Source organism: Chryseobacterium sp. UNC8MFCol, assembly GCF_000482305.1.
Taxonomy (GTDB): domain Bacteria; phylum Bacteroidota; class Bacteroidia; order Flavobacteriales; family Weeksellaceae; genus Chryseobacterium; species Chryseobacterium indologenes.
In genome coordinates, this window is sequence record NZ_KI535293.1 from 79005 (window position 1) to 102174 (window position 23170).

Below are 23170 nucleotides of genomic sequence, written 5' to 3' on the forward strand. Positions count from 1 at the left end.
ATTATGGTAATTCTATTTAAAATTATTTATAGCATTGCTTATTCTGGCGATACTTTCCTCTTTTCCAATGATTTCCAGGATATCAGGAACGTCAGGTCCTTTCAGTTCTCCTACCAAAGATAAACGAAGCGGCATCATTACTTTACCCATTCCCAGCCCTTTATTTTCGGCAAAATCATGCATTGTTTGTTTTAGCGTCTCCGCAACAAAATCTGTAGAACCGAATACTGAAGCCAGTTCTCCTAAAATGGCAGAAGTTTCATCATTCCACGCTTTTTTCGATGCCTTTTCATCATAAGATGTGGGAGCTTCGAAGAAAAATTTTCCGTTTTCGTAAATATCTTTCGGGAAAGTAGCTCTTTCTTTCATCAGATGAATTACTTTTAAAAGCTTTTCATCAGAAGTTGCAGAAAGGTCTAAATCTGTATTTTTAAGAATCTGAAGAAGCTCTTCATCAGACTTCATTTGGATATACTGGTGATTAAACCATTCGGATTTTTCTTTGCTGAACCTTGCACCTGCCTTGTGTACCTTATGAAGATCAAATTCTTTAATCATCTCTTCTAAAGAAAGGATTTCTTTATCATCAGCCGGAGACCATCCCAATAACGCAACCATATTAATGAATGCATCAGGAAGATATCCGTTTTCTCTGTATCCTTTTGAAACAATTCCTGTCGCAGGATCTTTGAAATCAAGCGGGAATACCGGGAACCCGAATTTATCTCCGTCTCTTTTACTTAATTTACCTTTTCCTTCAGGTTTTAAAATCAAAGAAAGGTGAGCAAACTGCGGAGCTTCCCAGCCCATGGCTTCATATAATAAAGTGTGTAGTCCCAGCGAAGGCAACCATTCTTCACCACGGATCACGTGAGAAATTTCCATTTCGTGGTCATCAACGATGTTGGCGAAATGATAGGTTGGCATTCCATCGTTTTTTACCAGAACTTTATCATCCAAAGTATTGGTATTGACAGAAAATTTTCCTCGGATTATGTCTTCCAGATTTAATATTCTGTCAACAGGCATTTTAAACCTTACCACATAAGGTGTTTTTACGTCCAGTAATTGCTGTACTTCTTCCTCAGAAAGGGCAAGACTGTTTCTTAAACGGTTTCTGGTTTTATTGTCATAAGAAAAAACATCACCTTTTGCTTCAAATTCGGCACGTATGGCATCCAATTCTTCCGGAGTGTCAAAAGCCAGGTAAGCATAGTCTGTTTTTAAAATCTGTTCTGTATATCTGTCGTAGATGTCTCTTCTTTCAGATTGTCTGTAAGGGGCAAATTTTCCTCCTTTCTTAGGACTTTCATCAGGGATGATTCCACACCATTCTAAAGCTTCCTCAATGTATTCTTCAGCACCTTCTACATATCTGGCAGTATCTGTATCTTCAATTCTCAATACAAATTCACCCCCTTGATTTTTAGCAAAAAGATAATCATATAATGCGGTTCTTACGCCTCCCAAGTGTAAAGGTCCTGTAGGACTTGGAGCAAAACGTACTCTTACTTTCTCCATTTCAATTTAAATTTTGGTGCAAATTTACTTAAAATTATGCTAAAAAATCTCTGTTTTTTCTTTGTGAATGATGAACTTAATAATGATTTGTAAACAGAAGTTGGCTTGTTTGAACTTAATCTATACTTTTGTGCAAAGATTGTATCAGGAAGAGAGAAAATACATAATAATATTCTTGTAAACCTGTATCTTATTGACGCTATAAAAAGAAACTATGGAAAAAATTCTTCTTTTCATTAAAACATATAAGCCTGATTTTAACCAATGCAAAAGATTGCTGGACTCTATTACGAAGCATAATAAAGACGGAATTAAAGTCCTGATCTCTGTAAATGACGGTGATTATGATTATTTTAAAAATAACATTCCCACAGACTTTCAGGTTATTAAAGATAGTGATATTATCCAGTGTGATATGGTACAATCAAATCCGTGGCAGTATCAGCAAATCATAAAATCGCAGCTCCATAGAATTGAAATCACAGAAAATTATGTGTGTCTGGACTCGGATTCTTATTTCATTAAGGACTTTTATATTTCTGATTTTATGCAGGGAGATATTCCGTTTACCATTATTCATCAGCAGAAAGAGCTTTTTTCGTGGCTGAGTATCAACCGCAGGCATTTTAAGGATGATCCTAAAGAATATTTTGAAAATATCAGCAGAAGAGTGATGTCACAGCTGGGGCGGTCGGGGATATGCTATGATTATGGTCCTTCACCCACGATCTGGTCTAATAAAGTATGGAAATCATTTCAGGAAAATTATCTGGATGCCAACCAGATCGATTATATCGACTTGATAAAAGAATATCCGAGCGAATTTACATGGTACGGAGAGTGGTTGCTGAAATCAAACGTTATTCCGGTTTTGCCGAAGGAGCCTCTGTTTAAAGTGTTTCATTACAAAAAACAGTTTCACGATTTTGTAAAAGAAGGCCATACAAGAGAATCAATCAAAGAGAATTATATGGGGATTGTATTACAGTCCAACTGGAACAGGGATTTAAAGTGGTATCAGAAAAGAGTAGAACTTTAGAACCTGATTCCCGGAATTAACATTTTGAATTATTATATGAAAGCGAAAGTAATTTTAGACGCTGATATTATCGCAGATTTTTACAAGGACAACAGAACGGGAATTTTCCGGGTAGCCTTTGAGCTGTTTAAGAAACTGGGAAAAAGTAAGGAGATAGAACTTCATTATGCCCATTTTAGTTTGCTCAATCTTGAAACTACCACGGAGGAGGTAGACCGTTTCTTTCAGGATAATTCAATTCAGATCAAAGGCGCTAATACCAGAGCAAGAAGAAAATTTTTGCCCCTGAGAAAAGAGAAGCTTTTTAAAAAACTTTACAATAAATTTGGGATTTTTAATTTTAAAAATAAGTATGATGAAAAGGTGATCAGATCTTCTCAGGTTTTTCATTCTTTTTATTATCCTATTGATGACAGGGTAAAAAAATATCCCAACCTGAAAACAATCGTGACCATCCACGACCTTATCCCTGTTTTGTTTCCGGAATTGCATTTTACTTCAGAGTTCATAGAACGTATTATTCAAAGTGTGGGAGACACAGGATATGTGATCTGTGTATCTGAAAACACGAAAAAGGATTTGCTTGCCTATGCTCCGCAAATAAGTCCGGACCGTGTTTTCGTCTGTTTATTGGCTGCGTCACCGGAAATATTCTATCCTTGCAGAGATGTGGAGAAATTTAAAACGATTCAGGCAAAATATAAGATTCCTGAGAAATATTTTCTTTGCCTGGGGACTCTGGAGCCGCGCAAGAATGTAGATCACATTATCCGTTCATTCTTAAAGATGATCAAAGAAAATCATGTAAATGATCTGAGCCTTGTCCTGGTTGGTTCTGCAGGATGGGATTATAATAAAATATTCCAGGAGTACGAAAATGCAGAAGAGCTGAAAGATAAAATTATTATAACAGGACGAGTAGCAGACGATGAATTGGCAAGCTTGTACAGCAACGCTCACTCATTCTACTATATGTCTTTGTATGAAGGATTCGGATTGCCTCCGTTGGAAGCAATGCAATGTGGGTTGGCTACCGTAACGTCCAATACGTCTTCTTTACCTGAAGTTGTAGGGGATGCCGGAATTACCCTTGATCCGCGGGATGAAAAGGGGTTGGTGCAAACCATGAAAGACTTGTATTATGATGATGATTTGCGACAGCATTATGCGCGCAAAGGATTAGAAAGGTCTCAGCAGTTTTCATGGGAAAAATGTGCAAAAGAGCATACAGAAATTTATAATAAAATTATCAGCGGATAAACCTTTAATAAAGTGTACGTTTTAATCCAAAATAAATCTCCGTCTCATCGTCAATGGTGGGACGGTTTTATTTTTAAACTCCTGGCAGGAGCAAAGCGTAAAAGTAGAGTTAAATAGTTCATGATACTCATAAATTACTATAAATGAGTTGCAAAGAAAAATGATTTATTCCCTAAATTAATAAAATTTTAATATTAATTATGGTTTTGAAATGGTATTTTAAGTACATTCGCAAAAATTTTTCACGTATATGGTAACGAATGGTGAAAGATCTTTTTAAAACTATTGTCTTTTTAATAATATGATGAAATTAAGACGATACAAAAAAATAATCACCAATAATATTTTACACTAAGGATGTTAAATTATATCAGTAAGCCGGGTCTTTTATTGCTTATGCTTACACTTGTTACATTTTCCTGTTCCAGACAAGAAGACGGTTTATTTGCTGAAAATGTAAATTCAGTTCCCAATAATAATAAAAACTATACCGGTCCCACAGATTATCTCACAGATATCGGGACGATCAATATCGCTGTACTGGCAAACGGTAATTATCCGGGACAAAATAATCCCAAATTTATAAAAGATATCAGTGCGCCGAACTTCGGATATTGTCATCCGGACGTGCAGTATTTTCCCAACGGATTTAACGGGTATAAATATTGGATGGTTTTCACTCCTTATAACGGAGCAGTTGGGGCTAATGTAGATTCCAAAAGATATGAAAATCCTACCGTTGTAGTATCAAATGACGGGCTGACCTGGAGACCTCCGGCTGGTATTTCAAACCCTATCCAGCGAACACCAACCAATACAGAAAGTACTCCCGAAAATGCAAATGAACCTATACAGGGCTTCTGGTCTGATGTAGACTGGATGTATGAAAACGGGAAGTTCTTATTGTACTACAGAGGAAGTTTTATGAAAGCTAAAGCCTTAAAAGCAAGAGGAGCGAAAAGTCAGAATAATTTTAAAAAACTTACAAAAACGCCGCAAAGAGCTATTGTAAGACAAACTTCTACCGATGGTATTTCCTGGACTCCCCTTGAAGTTGCTTATACAAGTAATGCACCTCATTCACCGAACAACAACCATATTCTTTCCCCAAGCTTTGTCTACACGGGAAAAAACTATGTAAGCTATGAAGTGGAAAATAACATCAGCCCTAATTTTCCGGGAAATGATGCCTCTTACATTATTATGAGGACATCGGATAACGGACTGGATTTTTCAAACTTCAAAAAGAGTAAAGTCGTTAATTTTATGAATAAACCGTGGACGGACATCGATCCGGTTTATGCACCATGGCATATTCAGGCTGCTTATGTTGACGGATATTATTTCTTATGTATCGCTGCCGGTAATGTGAGAAAGTTTACCTCAGAAGCTCTTTTCTTAGCGGTATCTAAAGACGGAATTAATTTTAAAACATTTCCAAAGGCTATGGTAGAGAAAAATGTATACAGATCCAGTGTTTTTCCTATGACTACAACAAGTGAAGCGATCAATTTCGGGGCTGTTGTCGGATTTAAAAACGGAGTGTTTACCTACAGGGAATTTCAGTTGAGCAAACCAAAATTAGAAGCCTTCCTCGCAAAATAAAATATTTTCTATATCCGGTTTTCGCTATTATACCTGATATTGTGCAGCAATATCAAAATCTCCTGTATCAGAAACCATCAATCCGGTTACCTGATTATTTCATTAGAAAAATATTCAGCATTTTTTATTTATCTCGTTCATCTCAATAAAAATATCTCGTTGATCATCAGGTGGATATGGATTAATTTAAAATTATTAATATTGCATCTCTTATGATGAGCTATAAGTAATCGTAAATAAAGGTCATATTTTCGCCGGCTTAAGTGGTATATTTTCAAAATCTGAGTCGTAATTTTGGGATATTGGATCGGATTTTGAATGACTAAAAGAAAGCAGGAGGTATTACATGGAAAAGACTTTTAATAGATTTTACACACCATCATGTAAAAAAATTGAAGGATTCTGATGAAGCTGATTTCGTCCCGGAAAGAGATTAAATAATTTAGACTAAACGATAAAAAACTTGAAAAAGAAGATTTTGTACTTTATGCCCGACTGTCCTACAGAAGGGAAGGCAGGGAATATTACCAGGTGCATACAAATGTTAGAATTTTTGAATGATTCTTCTGAATATAATGAAGTTGATTTCTTATCTGTCAGTGATTGGGGAACATGGACACCCACTTCCACAAAGGCTTTTCATGACCTGTATCCAAACATTAATCTTATCCTTACCAACAGAAAAATTGATAAGAAAAAGCACCCTGTAAAATCTGTTTTTTTCTATAAAATTCCCAACTTCTTACCCAAATTATTAAGAGGAATTACGATTGATATCTCCAACCCTTTTCTGAATAAGAAAGTGACTAAAATTCTGAATGCCAAAAAGTATGATAAAATTATTATCAGCTATGCATCGTGGAGCAGCCTGGTTGACAGATTGGCGTACAAAAGTTATCTGATACTGGATTCTCACGATTTTATTACTGCTCAGTCCCGGAATAAAATCAACAGAATCGGAAAGCTTTTCCAGTCTGAAGTAAAAGCCATGAGAAAGTTTGATGAAATCTGGACTTTCTCGGTAGAAGAAAGATATATTTTTGAGCAGTTTACCGATAGTAAGGTTGTTCATATACCCGTATCTTTTCCTCAAAAAGCGTTAAATCCGCTGAAGCAGGATTATAAATACGATGTAGTCTATGTTGCCAGTAATAACCCGCATAATGTCAATAGCATTAATTGGTTTTTAGAAAAAGTTTTACCTTATTTAAAAGATAATATTAAAATTCATGTTATTGGCAAGGTAGGAAAGGAAATTAAAAAAGAATATCCTAACGTGATTATACATGGAATGGTTGACGACTTGCAGGAGTTTTATGACAATGCAAGAATAACAATCTGCCCGATGTTAAGTGGAACAGGTGTAAAAATTAAAGTCCTGGAGTCTTTGAGTAATAATTTACCTGTTGTGACCAATACCCGCGGTGTAGACGGTCTTTCACAGAAAAATGACAACGGTTGTCTGGTAACTGATGATGCAAAAGAATTCGCTGAATATATAGAAATCCTTTTGAAAAATGATGAGCTGTATGATGATCTAAGGCAGAAAGCCCATGAATTCGTTAAAAATAACCACAGTCTAGAAAAAGAAACCGTTTTCTTTAAAAACAAATTTTCTTAAAAATTTTCCGTTATTAGTATATGGTAAAAATCTTAATTGATCTTGAACGTCTCAGATACCCCAACTCAGGAATTGCAAATGTCTTTCGAAACCTCGCTAAGGGTTTGCAGGAAAATAATTCTAAGTTTGAAATATCTTATTTCGGAGATAAAGAACAGCTTGAAAAGTTTGGATCTGAAGCAAAATGTGTCTTCTGGAGTAAAACACACCGTTTCTTCGAACGTTTTAGTGGAGAGTTTGACCTTATTCATGTAAGTCATCAGCTTTCTTCATATTTTCATCGAAATTATAAGAATACCATAAAAGTTGTGACTCTTCACGATCTGAATTTTTTACATGAAAATCTTACAGAATCCAAAAAAAGGAGAATGCTCGGGAAAGTAAGGAATAATGTGAAAAATGCAGATTATATTGTCTGTATTTCAGAGTATGCAAAAGAGAACCTGATTCAGAATAAAGACCTTTTTACACTTAATAAGCTGAAAGATGTAGTCGTTATTCACAACGGAATACACCTTCCTGACAACAGAGAATATCATTTAGGAAAATACAGCTTTCTAAAAAATAAAAAATATATACTCAACATCGGAGTGCTGTTCAATAAAAAGAATCAATTGACTCTTGTTGAAATGTTACCTTATATCGAGGATGATCTTGTACTGATTGCATCGGATGAAAAACAGCCTTATGCAGATGAGGTCCGGGATAGGATTAAAGAATTAAACCTTGAACAAAGAGTTCATATTCTGAAGAATCTTTCCGAGGAAGAAAAATATGCTGTAATTCAGCATGCTGATGCCATGTGTCATCCATCCATAGCAGAAGGTTTTGGAATTCCGCCTATTGAAGCAATGGCTTTCGGAAAACCTGTTTTTCTTTCAAAATATACAAGCCTTCCGGAAATCGGCGGTGATAAGGCATTTTATTTTAACAGTTTTGATCCCAAAGAAATGGCGGATTTATTTAAAGAAAAGATGGCCCTGTATAATACTCATAAAAAAGAAATGAGTCTGGAAATAAAAAATTGGACAAAACAGTATAGCTATACCGAGATGTCCAATAATTATCTTAGGTTTTACGAAAAAGTTCTTGGAAGAAATTAATTTTTATATTCCAGGAACGTTTTTTCAATAATTTTTATACAATCAAGAAGTTGCTCCTCTGTGATGACCAATGGTGGTGCCAGTCTGATGATATTACCATGCGTCGGCTTAGCCAGAAGACCGTTTTCTTTCAGTTGTAAACAAAGATTCCATGCCGTAGAGCTTTCCGGAGTATCATTGATGAGAATGGCATTTAAAAGGCCTTTTCCTCTTACTTTGGTAATAAGATCTGTCTTGGCCATAAGCTTTTCAACTTCACTTCTGAATAACTGCCCCAGTTCTTCTGCTCTTTCAGATAATTTTTCATCAGCTACGACATCCAGAGCAGCTACCGCTACAGCACAGGCAATAGGGTTTCCTCCAAACGTAGAACCATGTTGTCCGGGCTTAATTACATTCATAATAGAATCATTGGCCAAAACTGCAGATACAGGATACATTCCTCCTGAAAGGGCTTTCCCCAAGATCAAAATATCCGGCTGTACATCTTCATGATGACAAGCGATCAGTCTTCCCGTTCTTGCAATACCTGTCTGTACTTCATCAGCAATGAAAAGGACGTTATGTTTTTTACATAGTTCGGAAGCATTTTTAAGGAAGTTTTCATCCGGAACATATACTCCGGCTTCCCCTTGAATAGGCTCTACTAAGAATGCTGCAATATTTCCTGCTTCTCTGTTCAGAACTTCTTCCAATGCTGCAATGTCATTATAAGGAATTTTAATAAATCCGGGAGTGAAAGGTCCGTAATTCTGGTTGGCATCCGGATCATTAGAGAAAGAAACGATAGTCGTGGTTCTTCCATGGAAGTTGTTTTCACAAACAATGATTTTCGCTGCGTTTTCAGAAATTCCTTTTACTTCATAGCTCCATTTTCTGGCAAGTTTTACTGCCGTTTCCACAGCCTCAGCCCCGGAGTTCATCGGTAAAACTTTATCAAACCCGAAAAGAGTGGTGATTTTTTGTTCGTATTCCCCTAATTTAGAGTTGTAGAAAGCTCTTGACGTTAAAGCCAGCTTCTGTGCCTGCTCTACCAATGCACCAACAATTTTAGGGTGAGAATGCCCCTGGTTTACAGCAGAATATGCTGAAAGAAAATCATAATACCTTTTGCCCTCTACATCCCACACGAAAACACCTTCTCCACGATCCAGAACTACTGGAAGAGGGTGGTAGTTGTGTGCGCCGTGTTTGTCTTCAAGGTCAATAAAATACTGTGAGTTTTTTGTTGTTTCTGCTGTTGACATATGTTTTGATTTTTCACAAATTTAAGCAATATTAATGAGATGATTGAACCAAAACCTAATGAGGTCAACTGATAGAATTGAAGTAAATTTTGAGGCTTAATAAACTCGTAAAACAAAATATTTTCTTTGTTAATGAAGCGTTATAGGTAATATATCTTTATGGAAAAGTTTTTCTCCGGATTAACTTTTCATTATTTTTTTGCATAAAAAATCCGCCTTTACGCAAGACGGAATTTTATGTAAATGAAGATGTATATACAATCAGTTGGAAGCCAAAACTACTTTATGCGTGTTGATATACTGATCAACATAAGCTTTAAGCTCAGCTTTTTTAGCAGGATCATTTACCAGATCATAAATGAGCATCAAACCGTTAGGGCCAAAATCTACTAAAACGGAATTGTCCTTAGTGACGGTACTTTGCCAGGCGCCGATGTTGGCCTTTGGTGAAGTGTTTTCAAGGTTAATGATTTGAGCAAAACCTTTTGATTTATCACCTCCTATCGTTCTGTAGAATAATTTTTTGTCATAATTTTTTGTCGCTTCTTTAAGATCTTCCTCACTTGATACCTGCGAGCTTAAAGTATTGACAGCAGTTATAACACCCACTCTTGCAGCAAGCTGACGATCATTATTTGTAGTTTTAGCCTGGAATACAACATCTATTTTGGCTCCGATGTAAATATCTTTAGCAACGTGGGTACCATAGTTCTCTACAATTTGTTGAGGACTTCTGGTCTCTATATCCTTTATAAACTCAGGAGTCAAATAGTTGGCCAGCAACTCTGAGGTTGCGTTCACTCTGTATCTTTTCTGCTTGATGATTGTATTGTAGCTCCCATAAATATATTGAGAGTCGAAAGCATTCGTATTTGCGGCAAGTGATCCTTTGAAAGGATTTGATATCGTTTTACCATACAATGGAGACTCATAACCGGTATTAACCTTTCCTGACAGCACCTTTGAATAGGCGGCAGCATCTGCACCGTATTCCTCGATGTTTTCATAAGAACCAACGGTTTCATCCAATAGTCTTGAACTGTTTTCCGTTTTAAATTTATCAATATTAATAACCTTAGATCCTGCATAGTTGGCGTTGGCATATTCTCCGGTCACATCGTATCCGTATCCTAATGCGTTATAAGTCCCGAATTCTCTGTTCGTTTCAGGTTGTATGGGATTTTCAGTTTCAGGTGCTGGAGGATCCAGGGTGTCATCATTTGAGCATGAAGACATAGAAATCATAAGTACGGCACTCATGCCTAACAAAACTTGTTTTTTCATAGGTTTATTAGTTTTTCGAAATAATGATTAAAAATAATATTAAATCAAAAACCGTGAAAGTAAAGAGATGTGATAAAAATCAGAGTTACTGTGCGGGTGCTATGGTATGGCAAAAAAAAACTGCTTCATTGCTGAAGCAGTTTTAATGGTATTTTTAAGGATAATTCTAGTGATTATCATATTTTCTGTCCATTACAAAATCCTCCATGAATTTTGTAGTGTAGTTTCCTGCAAGATAATCTTCATTATCCATCAGTTGTCTGTGGAAAGGAATAGTAGTTTTTACTCCTTCAATATAAAATTCCTCAAGCGCACGTCTCATTTTTGCAATGGCTTCCTCACGGGTCTGGGCCGTAGTGATAAGCTTAGCAATCATAGAGTCGTAGTTGGAAGGGATTGTATATCCGGAATAAACGTGAGTATCTACTCTGATTCCGTGTCCTCCAGGGATATTTAATCCTGTGATTTTTCCCGGAGACGGTCTGAAGTCTGCATAAGGATCTTCTGCATTGATTCTACACTCGATTGAATGTAATTTCGGGTAATAGTTGATTCCTGAAATAGGAGTTCCCGCAGCAAGAAGAATTTGTTCTCTGATCAGGTCATAATCAATTACCTGCTCAGTAATAGGGTGCTCTACCTGGATTCTTGTATTCATTTCCATGAAATAGAAATTTCTGTGCTTGTCTACAAGGAATTCGATCGTTCCTACACCTTCGTATCCAATGAATTCTGCTGCTTTTACAGCTGCTTCACCCATTTTTTCACGAAGTTCATCTGTCATGAAAGGAGAAGGTGTTTCTTCGGTTAATTTCTGATTTCTTCTCTGTACAGAACAGTCTCTTTCAGAAAGGTGGCAGGCTTTACCGAATTGGTCACCGGCAACCTGAATCTCGATGTGTCTTGGTTCTTCAATCAGTTTTTCCATATACATACCTCCGTTCCCAAAGGCAGCTACGGCTTCCTGGATAGCAGACTCCCAGTGGTCTTTAAGGTCTTCAGCTTTCCAAACTGCTCTCATCCCTTTACCACCACCACCGGCAGTTGCCTTAATCATTACCGGATATCCGGTTTCTTCAGCAACTTTTACTGCATGTTCGTAAGATTCGATCAACCCGTCAGAACCCGGTACGCAAGGTACTCCTGCTGCTTTCATGGTAGCTTTGGCATTGGCCTTGTCTCCCATTTTTTCGATCTGCTCAGGAGAAGCACCGATAAATTTGATCCCGTTTTTCTGGCAGATTCTTGAGAAATTAGCATTCTCAGATAAGAATCCGTAACCAGGGTGAATGGCATCAGCATTGGTGATTTCTGCAGCAGCAATAATGTTAGGAATTTTAAGGTATGAGTCTTTACTCATAGCAGGACCAATACAAACCGCCTCATCAGCAAATCTTACATGAAGACTGTCTTTATCTGCAGTAGAATATACCGCAACGGTTTTGATTCCCATTTCTTTACAAGTACGTAAAATACGCATTGCAATTTCGCCACGATTGGCTATTAATATTTTTTTGAACATCTTCTTCAATTTGAAAATTAGATAATTTGAAAATTAGATAATGTTATTTTAATGTAGAATTTAATCTAACATCTAATGTCTAACATCTAACTTCTAAATTAAGATGGATCTACTAAGAATAATGGTTGGTCGTATTCTACAGGAGTAGCATCGTCCACTAAAATTTTAACGATTTTTCCGCTGATTTCAGATTCAATCTGGTTGAATAATTTCATCGCTTCAATTACGCAAACTACTTTGCCTACTGAAACTTCGTCCCCTACATTTACAAATACATCCTTGTCCGGAGATGGCTTTCTGTAGAAAGTACCGATCATTGGTGATTTGATAGTTACATATTTGCTATCATCAGATGCTGCTTCAGCCTTTTCAGCAGGTACAGCTGCAGGAGTAGCAACAGGTGCCGGAGCAGCAGCTGCCTGAGGAGCAGTGTGGTATACTGCAGGTTGTGCGTAAACAGCATCGCTTCCAGCTAATGGAGTTTTAATAGTGATTTCGAAATCTTTAGTTTTGTACTTCACCTCTGATACTTCAGCCTTAGATACAAACTTAATAAGATTTTGTATGTCTTTAATGTCCATAAATTTGATATTTGATTTTGGGTCAAAGATACCAAAAAAACGTAAAAAACAATAAAAAACCGTCCAAATTTAACAATTTTGGACGGTTTTTGTATTAAAATGAGGTTTTTTTGAAAATTCCTCGCTTAGTTTTCTTCAGTAGTTGCTACTTCTTTTTCCAATACTACTTTACCTCTGTAGTAAAGTTTTCCTTCATGCCAGTGAGCTCTGTGGTAAAGGTGAAGTTCACCAGTTGTTGCATCTTTAGCTAATTGAGGAACTACAGCTTTGTAGTGAGTTCTTCTCTTATCTCTTCTTGTAGACGACTGTCTTCTCTTTGGATGTGCCATTTTGTAATAACTTTTTTAATTGATGAGCGATGAGATTCATCATCTCATCATATTTAAATTATTTTATTTAATTATTGTCTTTTAATTTTCTCAAAGCATCCCATCTCGGGTCACTTTCATGTTCTCTTTCTTCCTCTTCCTCAATTTCCTGAGGGCTGAACTGATCAAGGATTTTAAGATCTTCATCGCTTACATTCGGTGAAATCTTTTTCATGGGAATGGATAGCATTACATTCTCATAAATCAAATGGGCCACATTGAAAGCGTGATCACTGGTCGGAATCGTAATAACATCTTCATTGCTGTCATCATATTCTTCCCCGAAATTCACCAGAATCTTAATTTCATTCTCAATAGGATAGTCGAAGTTTTCATTTGTAATATCACAAACCAATTCAACATCTCCTTTTATTTTAATCTCAAATTCTAAGAACGTAGTGTGTTTATCAAGTAAAACAGCCACTTCTATTCTAGGATTTGTAAATTCCTGCTCAGTGTCAAATAATTGAAAGAACGTTTTATCTATCTCAAACTTGAACTCGTGTTTTCCGTTTTTAAGTCCGGAAAAGCTTACGTCATAGTTTCTTAACTTGTCCATAAAATGAGTGTGCAAAAATATGCATTTTTTTTATAATAACAAATAAAATCTGCAACAAATTAAATTTAAATTTGTTTTAAAGATTTATGCTTCAGTTTCCTCCGGTAGATCTTCATCTATTCCGTTGTCTACAGCCATTTTTCTTGGTTGAAGACGATTGATCATCAGATCGTTATATTCACTTCTGTTTCTGAAAACTTTAATAGCCGTGAAAATAGCTTCTGTAAAACTCTGCTCATCAGCAATGTTTTTCCCCGCAATGTCATAGGCAACTCCGTGATCCGGAGAAGTTCTGATAAAAGGAAGTCCTGCTGTATAATTTACTCCTTCTTCATAAGCCAGTGTTTTGAATGGTGCCAATCCCTGGTCATGGTACATCGCCAATACAGCATCGAAATTTTTATACTTACCCGGTTGGAAGAAACTATCTGCCGGGAATGGCCCGAAAGTCAGGATCCCGTTGTCGGAAAGCTCTTTAATAGCCGGAGAAATAATTTCAATTTCTTCATTTCCGATTACTCCACCGTCTCCTGCGTGTGGATTTAATCCCAATACGGCTATCTTGGGTTTTTGAATACAGAAATCTTCAATTAGAGTCTGATTCAGTACCCTGATCTGTTTCTTGATCTTTTCTTTAGAAATATTTTCTGCAACCTGTGCAATAGGGATATGATGAGTAGAAACGGCCACCTTAAGTTCTTCAGTTACCAGGAACATCAATCCTTTTTTATTGAACTTTTCTTCAAAATAGCCGGTGTGTCCTGCATGTTTGAATCCCATTTTTACCATTTCATCTTTATTGATGGGTGCGGTTACAAGAACATCAATATCTCCTTTTATTAAAGCTTCTGTAGCAGCTTCCAGAGAATCAATCGCCATTTTTGTAGATTCTTCCGTAGGAACTCCCAGTTCTACATTAACGTTTTCTTTAGTAAGGTTCACCATATTAAGCTTTCCTGCCTGCGCTTGCGAAGCCTCGTTAACGTAGTTGAAGTTAAGATTCAGTTTGAAAATATTTTTCTGATAAGTGAATAACTTTCCCGAACCAAAAATTACAGGCGTGAAAAAATCCGTAATAGTTTTGTCTTTCAGAGACTTCATAATGATCTCCGGACCGATGCCATTGAAATCACCAATTGAAATTCCTACTCGTACTTTATGGTTTTTTGGGCTCATTTTGATTATCTTTGAAGATTATAATTTACAAATTTAGCAAAAAATAATATGTTCACAGGAATTATTGAAGCAGTTGGCGTTATTGAGAAGATTGAAGAGAAAGGAAGCAATATAGATTTTACCTTAACATGCCCTTTTACCAACGAACTAAAAATTGATCAGAGCCTTGCCCACAACGGTTGTTGTCTTACTGTTGTTGAGATTAAAGAAAACCAATATGTAGTGACGGCGATCAATGAAACGTTAGAAAAAACAAATCTCGGAAAATGGGAGTTGGGTAGCGTTGTAAATCTTGAGCGTTGTATGAAAATGGATGGAAGATTAGATGGCCATATCGTTCAGGGACATGTTGATAAGACCGGAGAGGTTGTTGGGATTGAAAATAAAGACGGAAGCTATTTTATTACCATGAAATATGAAGCTGACGGCAATTTTGTGACCGTTCCTCAGGGATCAATTACCGTAAACGGAATCAGCCTTACAGTGGCGAAAAGCGAAGACGCTCAGTTTTCAGTGGCAATCATTCCTTATACATGGGAATTTACCAATATGAAACATTTGAAAATTGGTGATAAAGTAAATTTAGAATTTGACATCATTGGTAAGTATATTGCTAGGTTAATTAAAAAGTAGGATGTCGATTAATAAATATAAAGGATATAGTTTAAGAAACCGCGTCTTTTTTGGCTTTCTGTTAGTTTGCTTTTTGAGTGTTGTTGCCACATCGCTTGTTCCTTATTTTGTTTTGAGGAACAATTCACTACAGCAAAGCAATATCGAAATGCAGGAAAAAACCAATGCCGTTATGAGGTATCTGGATTATGCAGTCAGCCGTACATTGGTGAAAACAGAAGACCTGCCGAAAGTTTTGGGAAATAAAATTTTCGAAATAGCAGATATCAACCAGCATGATATTGTCATTTATGATTTAAAAGGGAATTACCTTCTTTCTAATAAAGATGAGAGTCTCATTGATCAGAAAACAATCCCTTTAGATATTATCAACAGGATTCTGGCTACCGATGCAAGGGTAGATATGACCCGGTATGATGCTCGTAAAGATGCCAAACTTACTTCCTCTTATCTGCTTTTGAAAAATAATGAGCTCGAGCCGATAGGAGTTGTTTATATTCCTTTATATCATAACGAATCTGCTTATTTGGAGGTTCTTCATCAGTATGTTAAATATATTCTGTTAGTTGATATATTCCTTATTCTATTCAGTGTCTGGATCAGTTGGGTAACCTCGAACAGCCTGGCAAAAACTATTACCAAATTTTCTGATATGATAACCCGTATTACATTATTTGAAAATGAAATGCGTCCGATCAGATATTATAAGAATGACGAGCTGAATGCTCTGGCAAGAGCTTACAACCGAATGATTCTTCAGATTCAGGATCAGAAAGAAAGACTTAGGTTTAAAGCGTCGGAAGAAGCCTGGAGAGAAATGGCCAAACAGGTTGCCCACGAGGTGAAAAATCCACTTACTCCTATGAAGCTGACGATTCAGAACTTTGAAAGGAAATTTGATCCCGAAGATCCGAATATCAAAGAAAGAGTTAAGCTGATGAGTAAAACAATGGTAGACCAGATTGATCTGATTGCCACCGTAGCCTCGGCGTTTTCAGAATTTGCAAAGCTTACTGAAAAAAATAACGAAGTGATTAACCTGAATACAGAGGTTGAGGATATTCTGCGCGTTTTTAATGATGACAGTATTTTTATGCATGCTAACAAGAGCAATATTATGATTAATATGGATAGGATTTATCTCTCCAGAATCATTACTAATCTTGTGACCAATGCTAAGCAGGCAGAAAGCGATGAAAGAAAACTGATCATCAATGTAGATGTGGAACAACATCAGAGAAGGGTGATTATCTCTGTTCAGGACAACGGTATCGGTATTGCTGAAAATATGTACGAAAGAATCTTTGAACCCAATTTTACCTCCAAAAACAGTGGGATGGGCCTTGGATTATCCATGGTAAGAAAAATGATTGAAGATTATAAAGGGGAAATTTCTGTGAAATCAGAACTGGGGAAGGGATCCACATTTATCATTACATTACCCACCAATTTATAGTGAAACCTTTTACATTTAAACAATTCGAAATCCGGCAGTCTAAAGACGTCTTCCGGGTAGGAACAGACGGGGTATTGCTTGGTGCAATGTGTGATGTATCCGAAGCTTTTAAAGTATTGGAAGTGGGTACCGGAACAGGATTGATTTCATTGATGCTGGCGCAGCGGAATTCTCGTGCTGACTTTTTAGGATTGGATATTAATGAGGAAGCTGTAGCTCTTACTAAAGTTAATTTCGAAAATTCACCGTTTCATAGCAGGCTGAAAAATATCTTTCAGGATTTTAAAACTTTTACAACTGAAGAAAGGTTTGATGTGATTGTTTCCAATCCTCCTTATTTTGAAGAATCGGGCTCTGAAAAAGATAAAGTGGCCAGGCAGACTGTAGAGCTCAATTTCGAGCAGTTAATAAGCACGGCTGTCCGGTTTTTATCAGTAAAAGGAATTCTTTCCGTTATTATTCCGGCTGAAGCCGGAGAGGTCTTTATTTCGTTGGCTGAAAAACACGGCCTGTTTTTACATCGCAGAATTAATATCACCGGAATTGAAAACTCTAAGGTTAAAAGACTTGTTCTGGAATTTTCGTTGAAAGAAAGAATGTTGGAAGAAGCTGAGTTTATTATAGAAAAAAGTCCGAGACAATACTCGGACCCATATCTTGAACTCACAAAAGAGTTTCATGTTTTTAAATAGACAGGTGATCAGTTTTAGGTCACTTTTTTATTCAAATAGTTCGGCAGTATCCAGCACAGATACCTTTCCATCCTCACATCTGATCGCTTCCCCCGGGAAATTTTGAATCATGTGATAATCATGTGTTGCCATTACTACTGCAGCTCCGTTTTCAAGGGCAACCTGCTTTAATAGCGTCATAATTTCGTTGGATGTTTCAGGGTCAAGATTTCCTGTCGGCTCATCTGCCAGAATAAGGTCAGGATGATTAAGCAGTGCTCTTGCGATGGCAATACGCTGTTGTTCTCCCCCTGAAAGTTCGTGCGGCATTTTGTGCTTTTTGCTTTTCATGTTCACACTTCCCAGAACTTCATTGATGCGGTCTTCCATTTTCACTTTGTCGCTCCATCCGGTTGCTTCAAGCACAAACTTTAGGTTTTTTTCAACAGTTCTGTCTGAAAGCAACTGGAAATCCTGAAATACAATCCCCAGTTTTCTTCGGAGATTGGGAATATCCGAAGGTTTAAGTTTTGCCAGGTCAAACCCTACAACGGCTCCATGTCCTGATGCTAAAGGAATATGCCCGTAAAGCGTCTTCAGAAGGGAGCTTTTTCCGGAACCTGTTTTTCCGATAAGATAGCAGAATCTACCTTTTTTAATATTTAGATTCACATCAGAAAGAACAGTAAAGTTTTTTTGTGCAATTTTAGCGTGTTGTAAACTTATAATATTGTCACCGGAGATATTTGTATGTGGCATAATTTAATTTTAAAGGCTGTTTCTAACAAAAATTTTTCAAATTTTAAAAATAGAAAAAAGATGCCTATACAACCTAAATTTTAGTAAATTTTAACAACAAAAAATGCTTGAAAAGCAACTTCTCAAGCATGATTTGTATATGATAATAAAAAGATTATCTCTTAGCGCGTGCTGCACTAATAGTTAAACTCTTTCTGCCTTTAGCTCTTCTCGCAGCCAAAACTCTTCTTCCATTTGGCGTAGACATTCTTTCTCTGAAACCGTGTTTGTTTCTTCTCTTTCTTTCTGATGGCTGGAATGTTCTTTTACTCATTACTATATGTTTAAATCGTAATTAATCTATTAATTTTCAGGTTGCAAAGATATAGAATTTTTTATAAGATACAAACTTTAATTATCTTTTTTTGAAAATATTTGAAATGTTTTTTAACCAAACATTTTAAAACCCTGATGAGAAACCCAATTCTCTGTGCAAAAATAATATGTAAATGATTTATATAAAAGCTCTATCTTTGAAAACTTAAATTTTAACGAAAAGGAACACAAGATGTTTACACCAGCAGAACTTTTAGATATCAATACATTACTTACACCGGAAAACAAAATAGTTATTCTTACCCATTATAATCCGGATGGGGATGCTATCGGTTCCAGTCTGGGATTAAAACATTATCTGAAAGCAAAAGGAATCTTTGCAGAAGTCATTGTCCCGAATGATTTTCCTAAATTTCTGAAATGGATGCCGGAATCTAAAAAGGTAATCATTGCCGAATACAAAAGAAAGCTGGCTGCCGATATGATTGCTGCTGCAGATGTGATTTTCTGTTTGGATTTTAATTCTCCGTCAAGGATCGGATTGTTGGGAGACTGGTTGGTAAAGGCATCAGGGAAGAAAATTCTTATTGATCACCATCAGCAGCCGGAAAAATTTGATTTTGTGTATTCCGATACGGTAATTCCTGCTACATCGCAGATGATATACCATTTCATTGAAGCGTTGGAAGATGAAAAATTGGTAAATCAGGATATTGCAGAATGTCTTTATACCGGTATTATGACAGATACCGGAGGTTTCCGTTTTCGTTCTACCAGTGCCACTACCCACAGAATAATTGCCAACCTTATTGAAAATGGAGCTGATCCTGCCATGATCACTTCCAATACCTGGGATACCAATACTGTTTCAAGACTTCATCTTCTGGCCTTAGTGTTGGGAAGAATTGAAGTGGTGAATGAGGGGACGGTAGCGATATTAAGCCTCACAAGGAATGAACTTAAAGAGTTTGGTTTCCAGAAAGGAGATACAGAAGGCTTTGTCAATTATGGTTTGAGTATTGCGGGAGTCAAAATGTCTGCCTTCTTTATGGAAGATCTGTATGAAGATTTTGTTAAAATTTCGTTCAGAAGTAAAGATGATGTGGATGTAAACCAATTCTCCAGAAAATATTTTAACGGAGGAGGCCACATCAATGCGGCAGGAGGAAAATCCAATGATTCTTTGACGGGAACTATCGAAGTTTTCAAAAACAGATTAGCTGACGAAAAATTATAAAAGCAAATGAGATTGAATTGATGTTTTGTACATTGATTTTACTACTCTGAGGCTTCAGTTCCGGAACTTCTACGATATCCTTTATGCTCCAGCTCTGCACAAGTGTACTCATACACCTGCTGAAACATCTCGTCCATGTATTTCTTGTTGAAAAGGCTGAATTTGGTCATTTTTGGCGGATCAAGAAACAGATCGCAGTATTTTACTTTTGAATATACTGATTTTGCAATCGCCAAGTGGAGGATTCTGTCGAATTCCTTCATCAGGCTCATTTTGTTTAATTCATCATAACTGATGGAATTGACATGAGATGCGATCAGGAAATCACATTTGTCAATGATAGGCTCAATGGGTAAATTATCTAAAACACCTCCGTCTACATATATTTTGTCTCCCATCCTTACCGGAGGAAGAATGAATGGAACACTTGATGATGCCAGTAATGGGGCAAAAAGTTCGCCCTCGGAAAAGAAATCTACAATACCATGCGTCATTTCCGTGGCCGTTACGTAAACAGGGATTTTAAGAATATTAAAATTATCCTCAGGAAAATAGTCTTTGAAAAGTTTTAAAATAAAACTGGAGCTGAAAATTCCGTTTTTGGATAATTTTAATGCTGATCTTGAGAAAAAAGAAGTTTCCTTCACGATTTCCATCATTTCATCCGGCGTTTTCCCAAACGAATAGAAAGCGCCAATAATAGAACCTGCGCTTGTTCCTGAAATAATCTGAGGCTTAAGATTATATTCCTCCAAAGCTTTCAGTACAGCAATATGGGCAATTCCACGCATTCCTCCGCCTGAAAGTGTCAGCCCGATAACCTTTGGTTGCTTTTTTTTGAACGAAAATAAACCCATTTTTTAAAATAATCCTTGACTAATATACTGGATTTGTTACAAACGGCTATGGCTCATCACATTCAGCATCGATTTTTAAGAAAAGGTTTTCAAATTCCTTGCTCATCTTTTCATCGTGAAGAGGATTGGGAATCTCGTCATTGGCACAATTTCCCCAGCCAAAAGTAATAAGGTCAATAATGGCATAGTCTCTTTTATCCGGCGAATTCAAATGATTGTTAAATTCATTCATAATACGTTGCGGATTAGAATTTTGTCTGCTCATTTCCTCCCGGAGCTTTCTCCATTCTCGAACCATCTCATCGTCACCTGAATTTAAAGCCTTCGAAAAGTTCTGGCAGTTTTTGCCTGTAAGAAGCACAGCAGGATCGGAATAAGCTGAAACCTGCATTTTTTCCATGGCATATTGCTGGAGGAGGGCTTCGTACTTCATCTTTTTTATATTTTGCCAGTACGGAACATTTACTACCTTCAGGTTCTGAATAAGCTTTTTCTTATCGCTGAAATCTTTATCAAGTTTTGCAAGGATTTTGTCTTTATCACGTCTTACCAACTGTAAGTTATTAAGATCAAAAACGGAAGGGGTATCCAGTAAAGTGCCACTCAGAGTATACCAGAGAGCATAAGTGCCTTCAATTTCTTCTCTTGAATATGTATTGGCATCATAATGCCCTTTGTTATCGCACAGCTCCGTAACAAAATGAAATATCTCTTCTTTAGGAGTATTGGATTTCACAGTATCCGCCGTTACGATTGCTTTTGAGGCAACCGTATCTGTCTGGATCGAACCGGCTGTCGGATTACTTTCTTTCTTACAGCTTAGAAACGCGAGTAATAGTAGTGAAGATATCGTAATTCTCATAATTTTCTAAAGTACCAGTTTTTTAGGGAGATTATGCAAAAGCTCAGTGTTGATAATTTCGGCACAGATGCCCGGTTTTTCCCAATGCCCGTTATGTCCGCAGTCTAAAATATATGATTTGATGTTTGTTCTGTCTGGTAAATTTTTGATCGTGACATCTGTTTTCACTGCATTATCGTGTTTTCCTGCCATTACTAAAATCTTAGCTTCCAGATTTTGCATGATATGCTGCTTGTCAGTTCTTTCTACCATTCCTTTTACACAAGCTAATGCTCCCATATTGTTTGTGGAAAGTGCTGTTTCCAGTGCTGTTTCAATTTTTCCTTCCAGGATATCTCTTTCGTTGGGGTTAAATAGGTTGGGAATTCCGGCTCTGGCATAGTGGGCAAAAGCATCTTTGATGATTCTGTAGCTTTTGATACGTTGCTGCTTCTTTTCCTCATCATCCGGAAAATAGGTTGAGAAAAATAAGGTAAGGCTTTTTAACGTATCAGGATATTTTTCAGCAAATGCCAGGGATACGTAGCCTCCCATAGAATGGCCCAGCAGATGTATTTTTTGCAAATGTTGGCTGTCTAAAACTTTTTTAACTTCTTCTGCCATCAGTTCCATGGTATGAACTTCTCCGAAAATTTCAGATTGACCATGACCGGGAAGGTCAATTTTTAAAAGGCTAAAATCTTTGGAAAGATGATGTTCCATATCACTCCAGATGGATAGGTTTTCCATAAAACCATGAAGCAATACCAATGTTTCTCGTCCGTTTCCTGTTCTCTCAAAATTTAGCATAATTTCAATTTTTATAGAAGGTTAAGAGAATCCCGTACCAATAAAATAAGATGTCCGGAATTCTCCTTTCAAATGTAAACAAAAAAGAGGAATACTTCCCAGCAGGAAAATTATACAAAAAAGCCCTCTCAAAATTGAGAAGGCCTTCCTTTATTGAACTAACTCTTTATAAATTTTTGTTTCCCAGGGTTTGATATCAGTGACTCCATAGCGTTCCTTTTTGGCAATCGCTATATCATCCAGCATATCCACAAAATTTTTGTAGTTGGATTCATCTGTAGGTTTAATGATTATTGTGAAAATTTCCTTGTTCGGAGCATTTTGGTAGGCTTCAGAAATGATTTTGGAAACTTTTATCCCACTGAAATCAGTTTCGTTGAGATTGCCTGTATTTAAATCTTTAGCGTTGCTTTGATGATAAAATATACGATTGTCTTTTCCCAGGATAAAGGTTACCTGGTTTTTATCCTTAATGACGTTTTCATTAATTACTTTAGAGTCGGGATTTTTTGCCGGAAGCCCTAGGTCCATTACATTAGGTTTTGTAAAATTAGTGGTAAACATAAAGAAAGTGATAAGTAGAAATCCCAGGTCTACCATAGGGGTCATATCGATTCTGATAAGTTTCTTTTTTTGTCTGCCCCCTTGCTTTTCTTGTGCAATTACTTCTGCCATGATTAATGTTTTTAAATGGTTAAACGGTAT

General features: G+C 36.7%; 23 protein-coding genes. 9 read left to right on the forward strand and 14 right to left on the reverse strand.

The features are described 5' to 3' along the window. Positions 1-12: 12 nt before the first annotated feature. Complete coding sequence (gene gltX / locus M030_RS0122275) at positions 13-1521, reverse strand: glutamate--tRNA ligase (RefSeq protein WP_027375433.1); 1509 nt, start codon at positions 1519-1521, stop codon at positions 13-15. 214 nt (positions 1522-1735) lie between these two features. Here gltX and M030_RS0122280 point away from each other — a divergent pair, with 214 nt between their 5' ends. From M030_RS0122280 to M030_RS0122300, 5 genes are all read left to right on the forward strand, one after another. Next, positions 1736-2560 (forward strand): DUF6492 family protein, encoded by an 825-nt coding sequence (locus M030_RS0122280; RefSeq protein WP_027375434.1) that lies wholly within the window; start codon positions 1736-1738, stop codon positions 2558-2560. Positions 2561-2596: 36 nt separating this feature from the next. Beyond that, a complete protein-coding gene (locus tag M030_RS24745; RefSeq protein ID WP_051585217.1) occupies positions 2597-3820 on the forward strand; it encodes a glycosyltransferase family 4 protein in 1224 nt (407 codons plus the stop codon). Positions 3821-4216: 396 nt separating this feature from the next. Continuing rightward, positions 4217-5425 carry a hypothetical protein gene (locus tag M030_RS0122290; RefSeq protein ID WP_088585078.1) on the forward strand — a complete coding sequence of 403 codons (1209 nt, stop codon included), beginning with the start codon at positions 4217-4219 and terminating at the stop codon, positions 5423-5425. A 463-nt stretch (positions 5426-5888) separates the two neighbouring features. Then, positions 5889-7046, forward strand: coding sequence for a glycosyltransferase (locus M030_RS0122295; protein WP_027375436.1), 1158 nt, complete (start codon positions 5889-5891; stop codon positions 7044-7046). Between the two features lie 20 nt (positions 7047-7066). Next, a complete protein-coding gene (locus M030_RS0122300) occupies positions 7067-8149 on the forward strand; it encodes a glycosyltransferase family 4 protein (protein WP_027375437.1) in 1083 nt (360 codons plus the stop codon). Here the strand turns inward: M030_RS0122300 and rocD are convergent. From rocD to pdxA, 7 genes are all read right to left on the reverse strand, one after another. Further along, entirely contained in the window at positions 8146-9396 is a 1251-nt protein-coding gene (gene rocD / locus M030_RS0122305; protein ID WP_027375438.1) for an ornithine--oxo-acid transaminase, read from the reverse strand. The two genes, M030_RS0122300 and rocD, sit on opposite strands and share 4 nt — an antisense overlap. 261 nt (positions 9397-9657) lie before the next feature. Further along, the gene (locus tag M030_RS0122310) at positions 9658-10680 is read right to left on the reverse strand and encodes an MAC/perforin domain-containing protein (protein WP_027375439.1); all 1023 of its coding nucleotides are present in this window, start codon (positions 10678-10680) and stop codon (positions 9658-9660) included. A 166-nt stretch (positions 10681-10846) separates the two neighbouring features. Further along, positions 10847-12202, reverse strand: a complete 1356-nt coding sequence (gene accC / locus M030_RS0122320; RefSeq protein WP_027375440.1) for an acetyl-CoA carboxylase biotin carboxylase subunit — start codon at positions 12200-12202, stop codon at positions 10847-10849. Between the two features lie 98 nt (positions 12203-12300). Then, positions 12301-12783: an acetyl-CoA carboxylase biotin carboxyl carrier protein gene (gene accB / locus M030_RS0122325; RefSeq protein ID WP_027375441.1), complete on the reverse strand. Its 483-nt coding sequence runs from the start codon at positions 12781-12783 to the stop codon at positions 12301-12303. A 125-nt stretch (positions 12784-12908) separates the two neighbouring features. After that, a complete protein-coding gene (rpmF, locus tag M030_RS0122330) occupies positions 12909-13112 on the reverse strand; it encodes a 50S ribosomal protein L32 (protein WP_007843326.1) in 204 nt (67 codons plus the stop codon). A gap of 67 nt (positions 13113-13179) precedes the next feature. Beyond that, positions 13180-13710, reverse strand: coding sequence for a YceD family protein (locus tag M030_RS0122335; RefSeq protein WP_027375442.1), 531 nt, complete (start codon positions 13708-13710; stop codon positions 13180-13182). 84 nt (positions 13711-13794) lie between these two features. Next, positions 13795-14886 (reverse strand): 4-hydroxythreonine-4-phosphate dehydrogenase PdxA, encoded by a 1092-nt coding sequence (gene pdxA, locus M030_RS0122340; RefSeq protein ID WP_027375443.1) that lies wholly within the window; start codon positions 14884-14886, stop codon positions 13795-13797. Positions 14887-14934: 48 nt separating this feature from the next. Here pdxA and M030_RS0122345 point away from each other — a divergent pair, with 48 nt between their 5' ends. The 3 genes from M030_RS0122345 to M030_RS0122355 are packed head-to-tail and all read left to right on the forward strand — an operon-like array spanning position 14935 to position 17667. Next, complete coding sequence (locus tag M030_RS0122345; RefSeq protein WP_027375444.1) at positions 14935-15519, forward strand: riboflavin synthase; 585 nt, start codon at positions 14935-14937, stop codon at positions 15517-15519. 1 nt (position 15520) lies between these two features. After that, positions 15521-16975 carry a sensor histidine kinase gene (locus M030_RS0122350; protein ID WP_027375445.1) on the forward strand — a complete coding sequence of 485 codons (1455 nt, stop codon included), beginning with the start codon at positions 15521-15523 and terminating at the stop codon, positions 16973-16975. Next, positions 16975-17667 carry a tRNA1(Val) (adenine(37)-N6)-methyltransferase gene (locus M030_RS0122355; protein ID WP_027375446.1) on the forward strand — a complete coding sequence of 231 codons (693 nt, stop codon included), beginning with the start codon at positions 16975-16977 and terminating at the stop codon, positions 17665-17667. Before M030_RS0122350 ends, M030_RS0122355 begins: the two co-directional genes overlap by 1 nt. 27 nt (positions 17668-17694) lie before the next feature. Here M030_RS0122355 and M030_RS0122360 read toward each other — a convergent pair whose 3' ends face one another. Further along, a complete protein-coding gene (locus M030_RS0122360; protein WP_027375447.1) occupies positions 17695-18405 on the reverse strand; it encodes a cell division ATP-binding protein FtsE in 711 nt (236 codons plus the stop codon). Between the two features lie 154 nt (positions 18406-18559). Then, positions 18560-18718 carry a 50S ribosomal protein L34 gene (rpmH, locus tag M030_RS25335; RefSeq protein ID WP_034681061.1) on the reverse strand — a complete coding sequence of 53 codons (159 nt, stop codon included), beginning with the start codon at positions 18716-18718 and terminating at the stop codon, positions 18560-18562. Positions 18719-18952: 234 nt separating this feature from the next. Here rpmH and M030_RS0122365 point away from each other — a divergent pair, with 234 nt between their 5' ends. Then, positions 18953-19957 (forward strand): DHH family phosphoesterase, encoded by a 1005-nt coding sequence (locus M030_RS0122365; protein WP_027375448.1) that lies wholly within the window; start codon positions 18953-18955, stop codon positions 19955-19957. 41 nt (positions 19958-19998) lie between these two features. Here M030_RS0122365 and M030_RS0122370 read toward each other — a convergent pair whose 3' ends face one another. The 4 genes from M030_RS0122370 to M030_RS0122385 form a co-directional block, all read right to left on the reverse strand. Further along, complete coding sequence (locus tag M030_RS0122370) at positions 19999-20814, reverse strand: patatin-like phospholipase family protein (RefSeq protein WP_027375449.1); 816 nt, start codon at positions 20812-20814, stop codon at positions 19999-20001. A 46-nt stretch (positions 20815-20860) separates the two neighbouring features. Further along, positions 20861-21676 carry a hypothetical protein gene (locus tag M030_RS0122375; protein ID WP_027375450.1) on the reverse strand — a complete coding sequence of 272 codons (816 nt, stop codon included), beginning with the start codon at positions 21674-21676 and terminating at the stop codon, positions 20861-20863. A 6-nt stretch (positions 21677-21682) separates the two neighbouring features. Further along, the gene (locus tag M030_RS0122380) at positions 21683-22465 is read right to left on the reverse strand and encodes an alpha/beta fold hydrolase (protein WP_027375451.1); all 783 of its coding nucleotides are present in this window, start codon (positions 22463-22465) and stop codon (positions 21683-21685) included. Positions 22466-22615: 150 nt separating this feature from the next. After that, positions 22616-23140: a biopolymer transporter ExbD gene (locus M030_RS0122385; protein WP_027375452.1), complete on the reverse strand. Its 525-nt coding sequence runs from the start codon at positions 23138-23140 to the stop codon at positions 22616-22618. Positions 23141-23170: the final 30 nt, after the last annotated feature.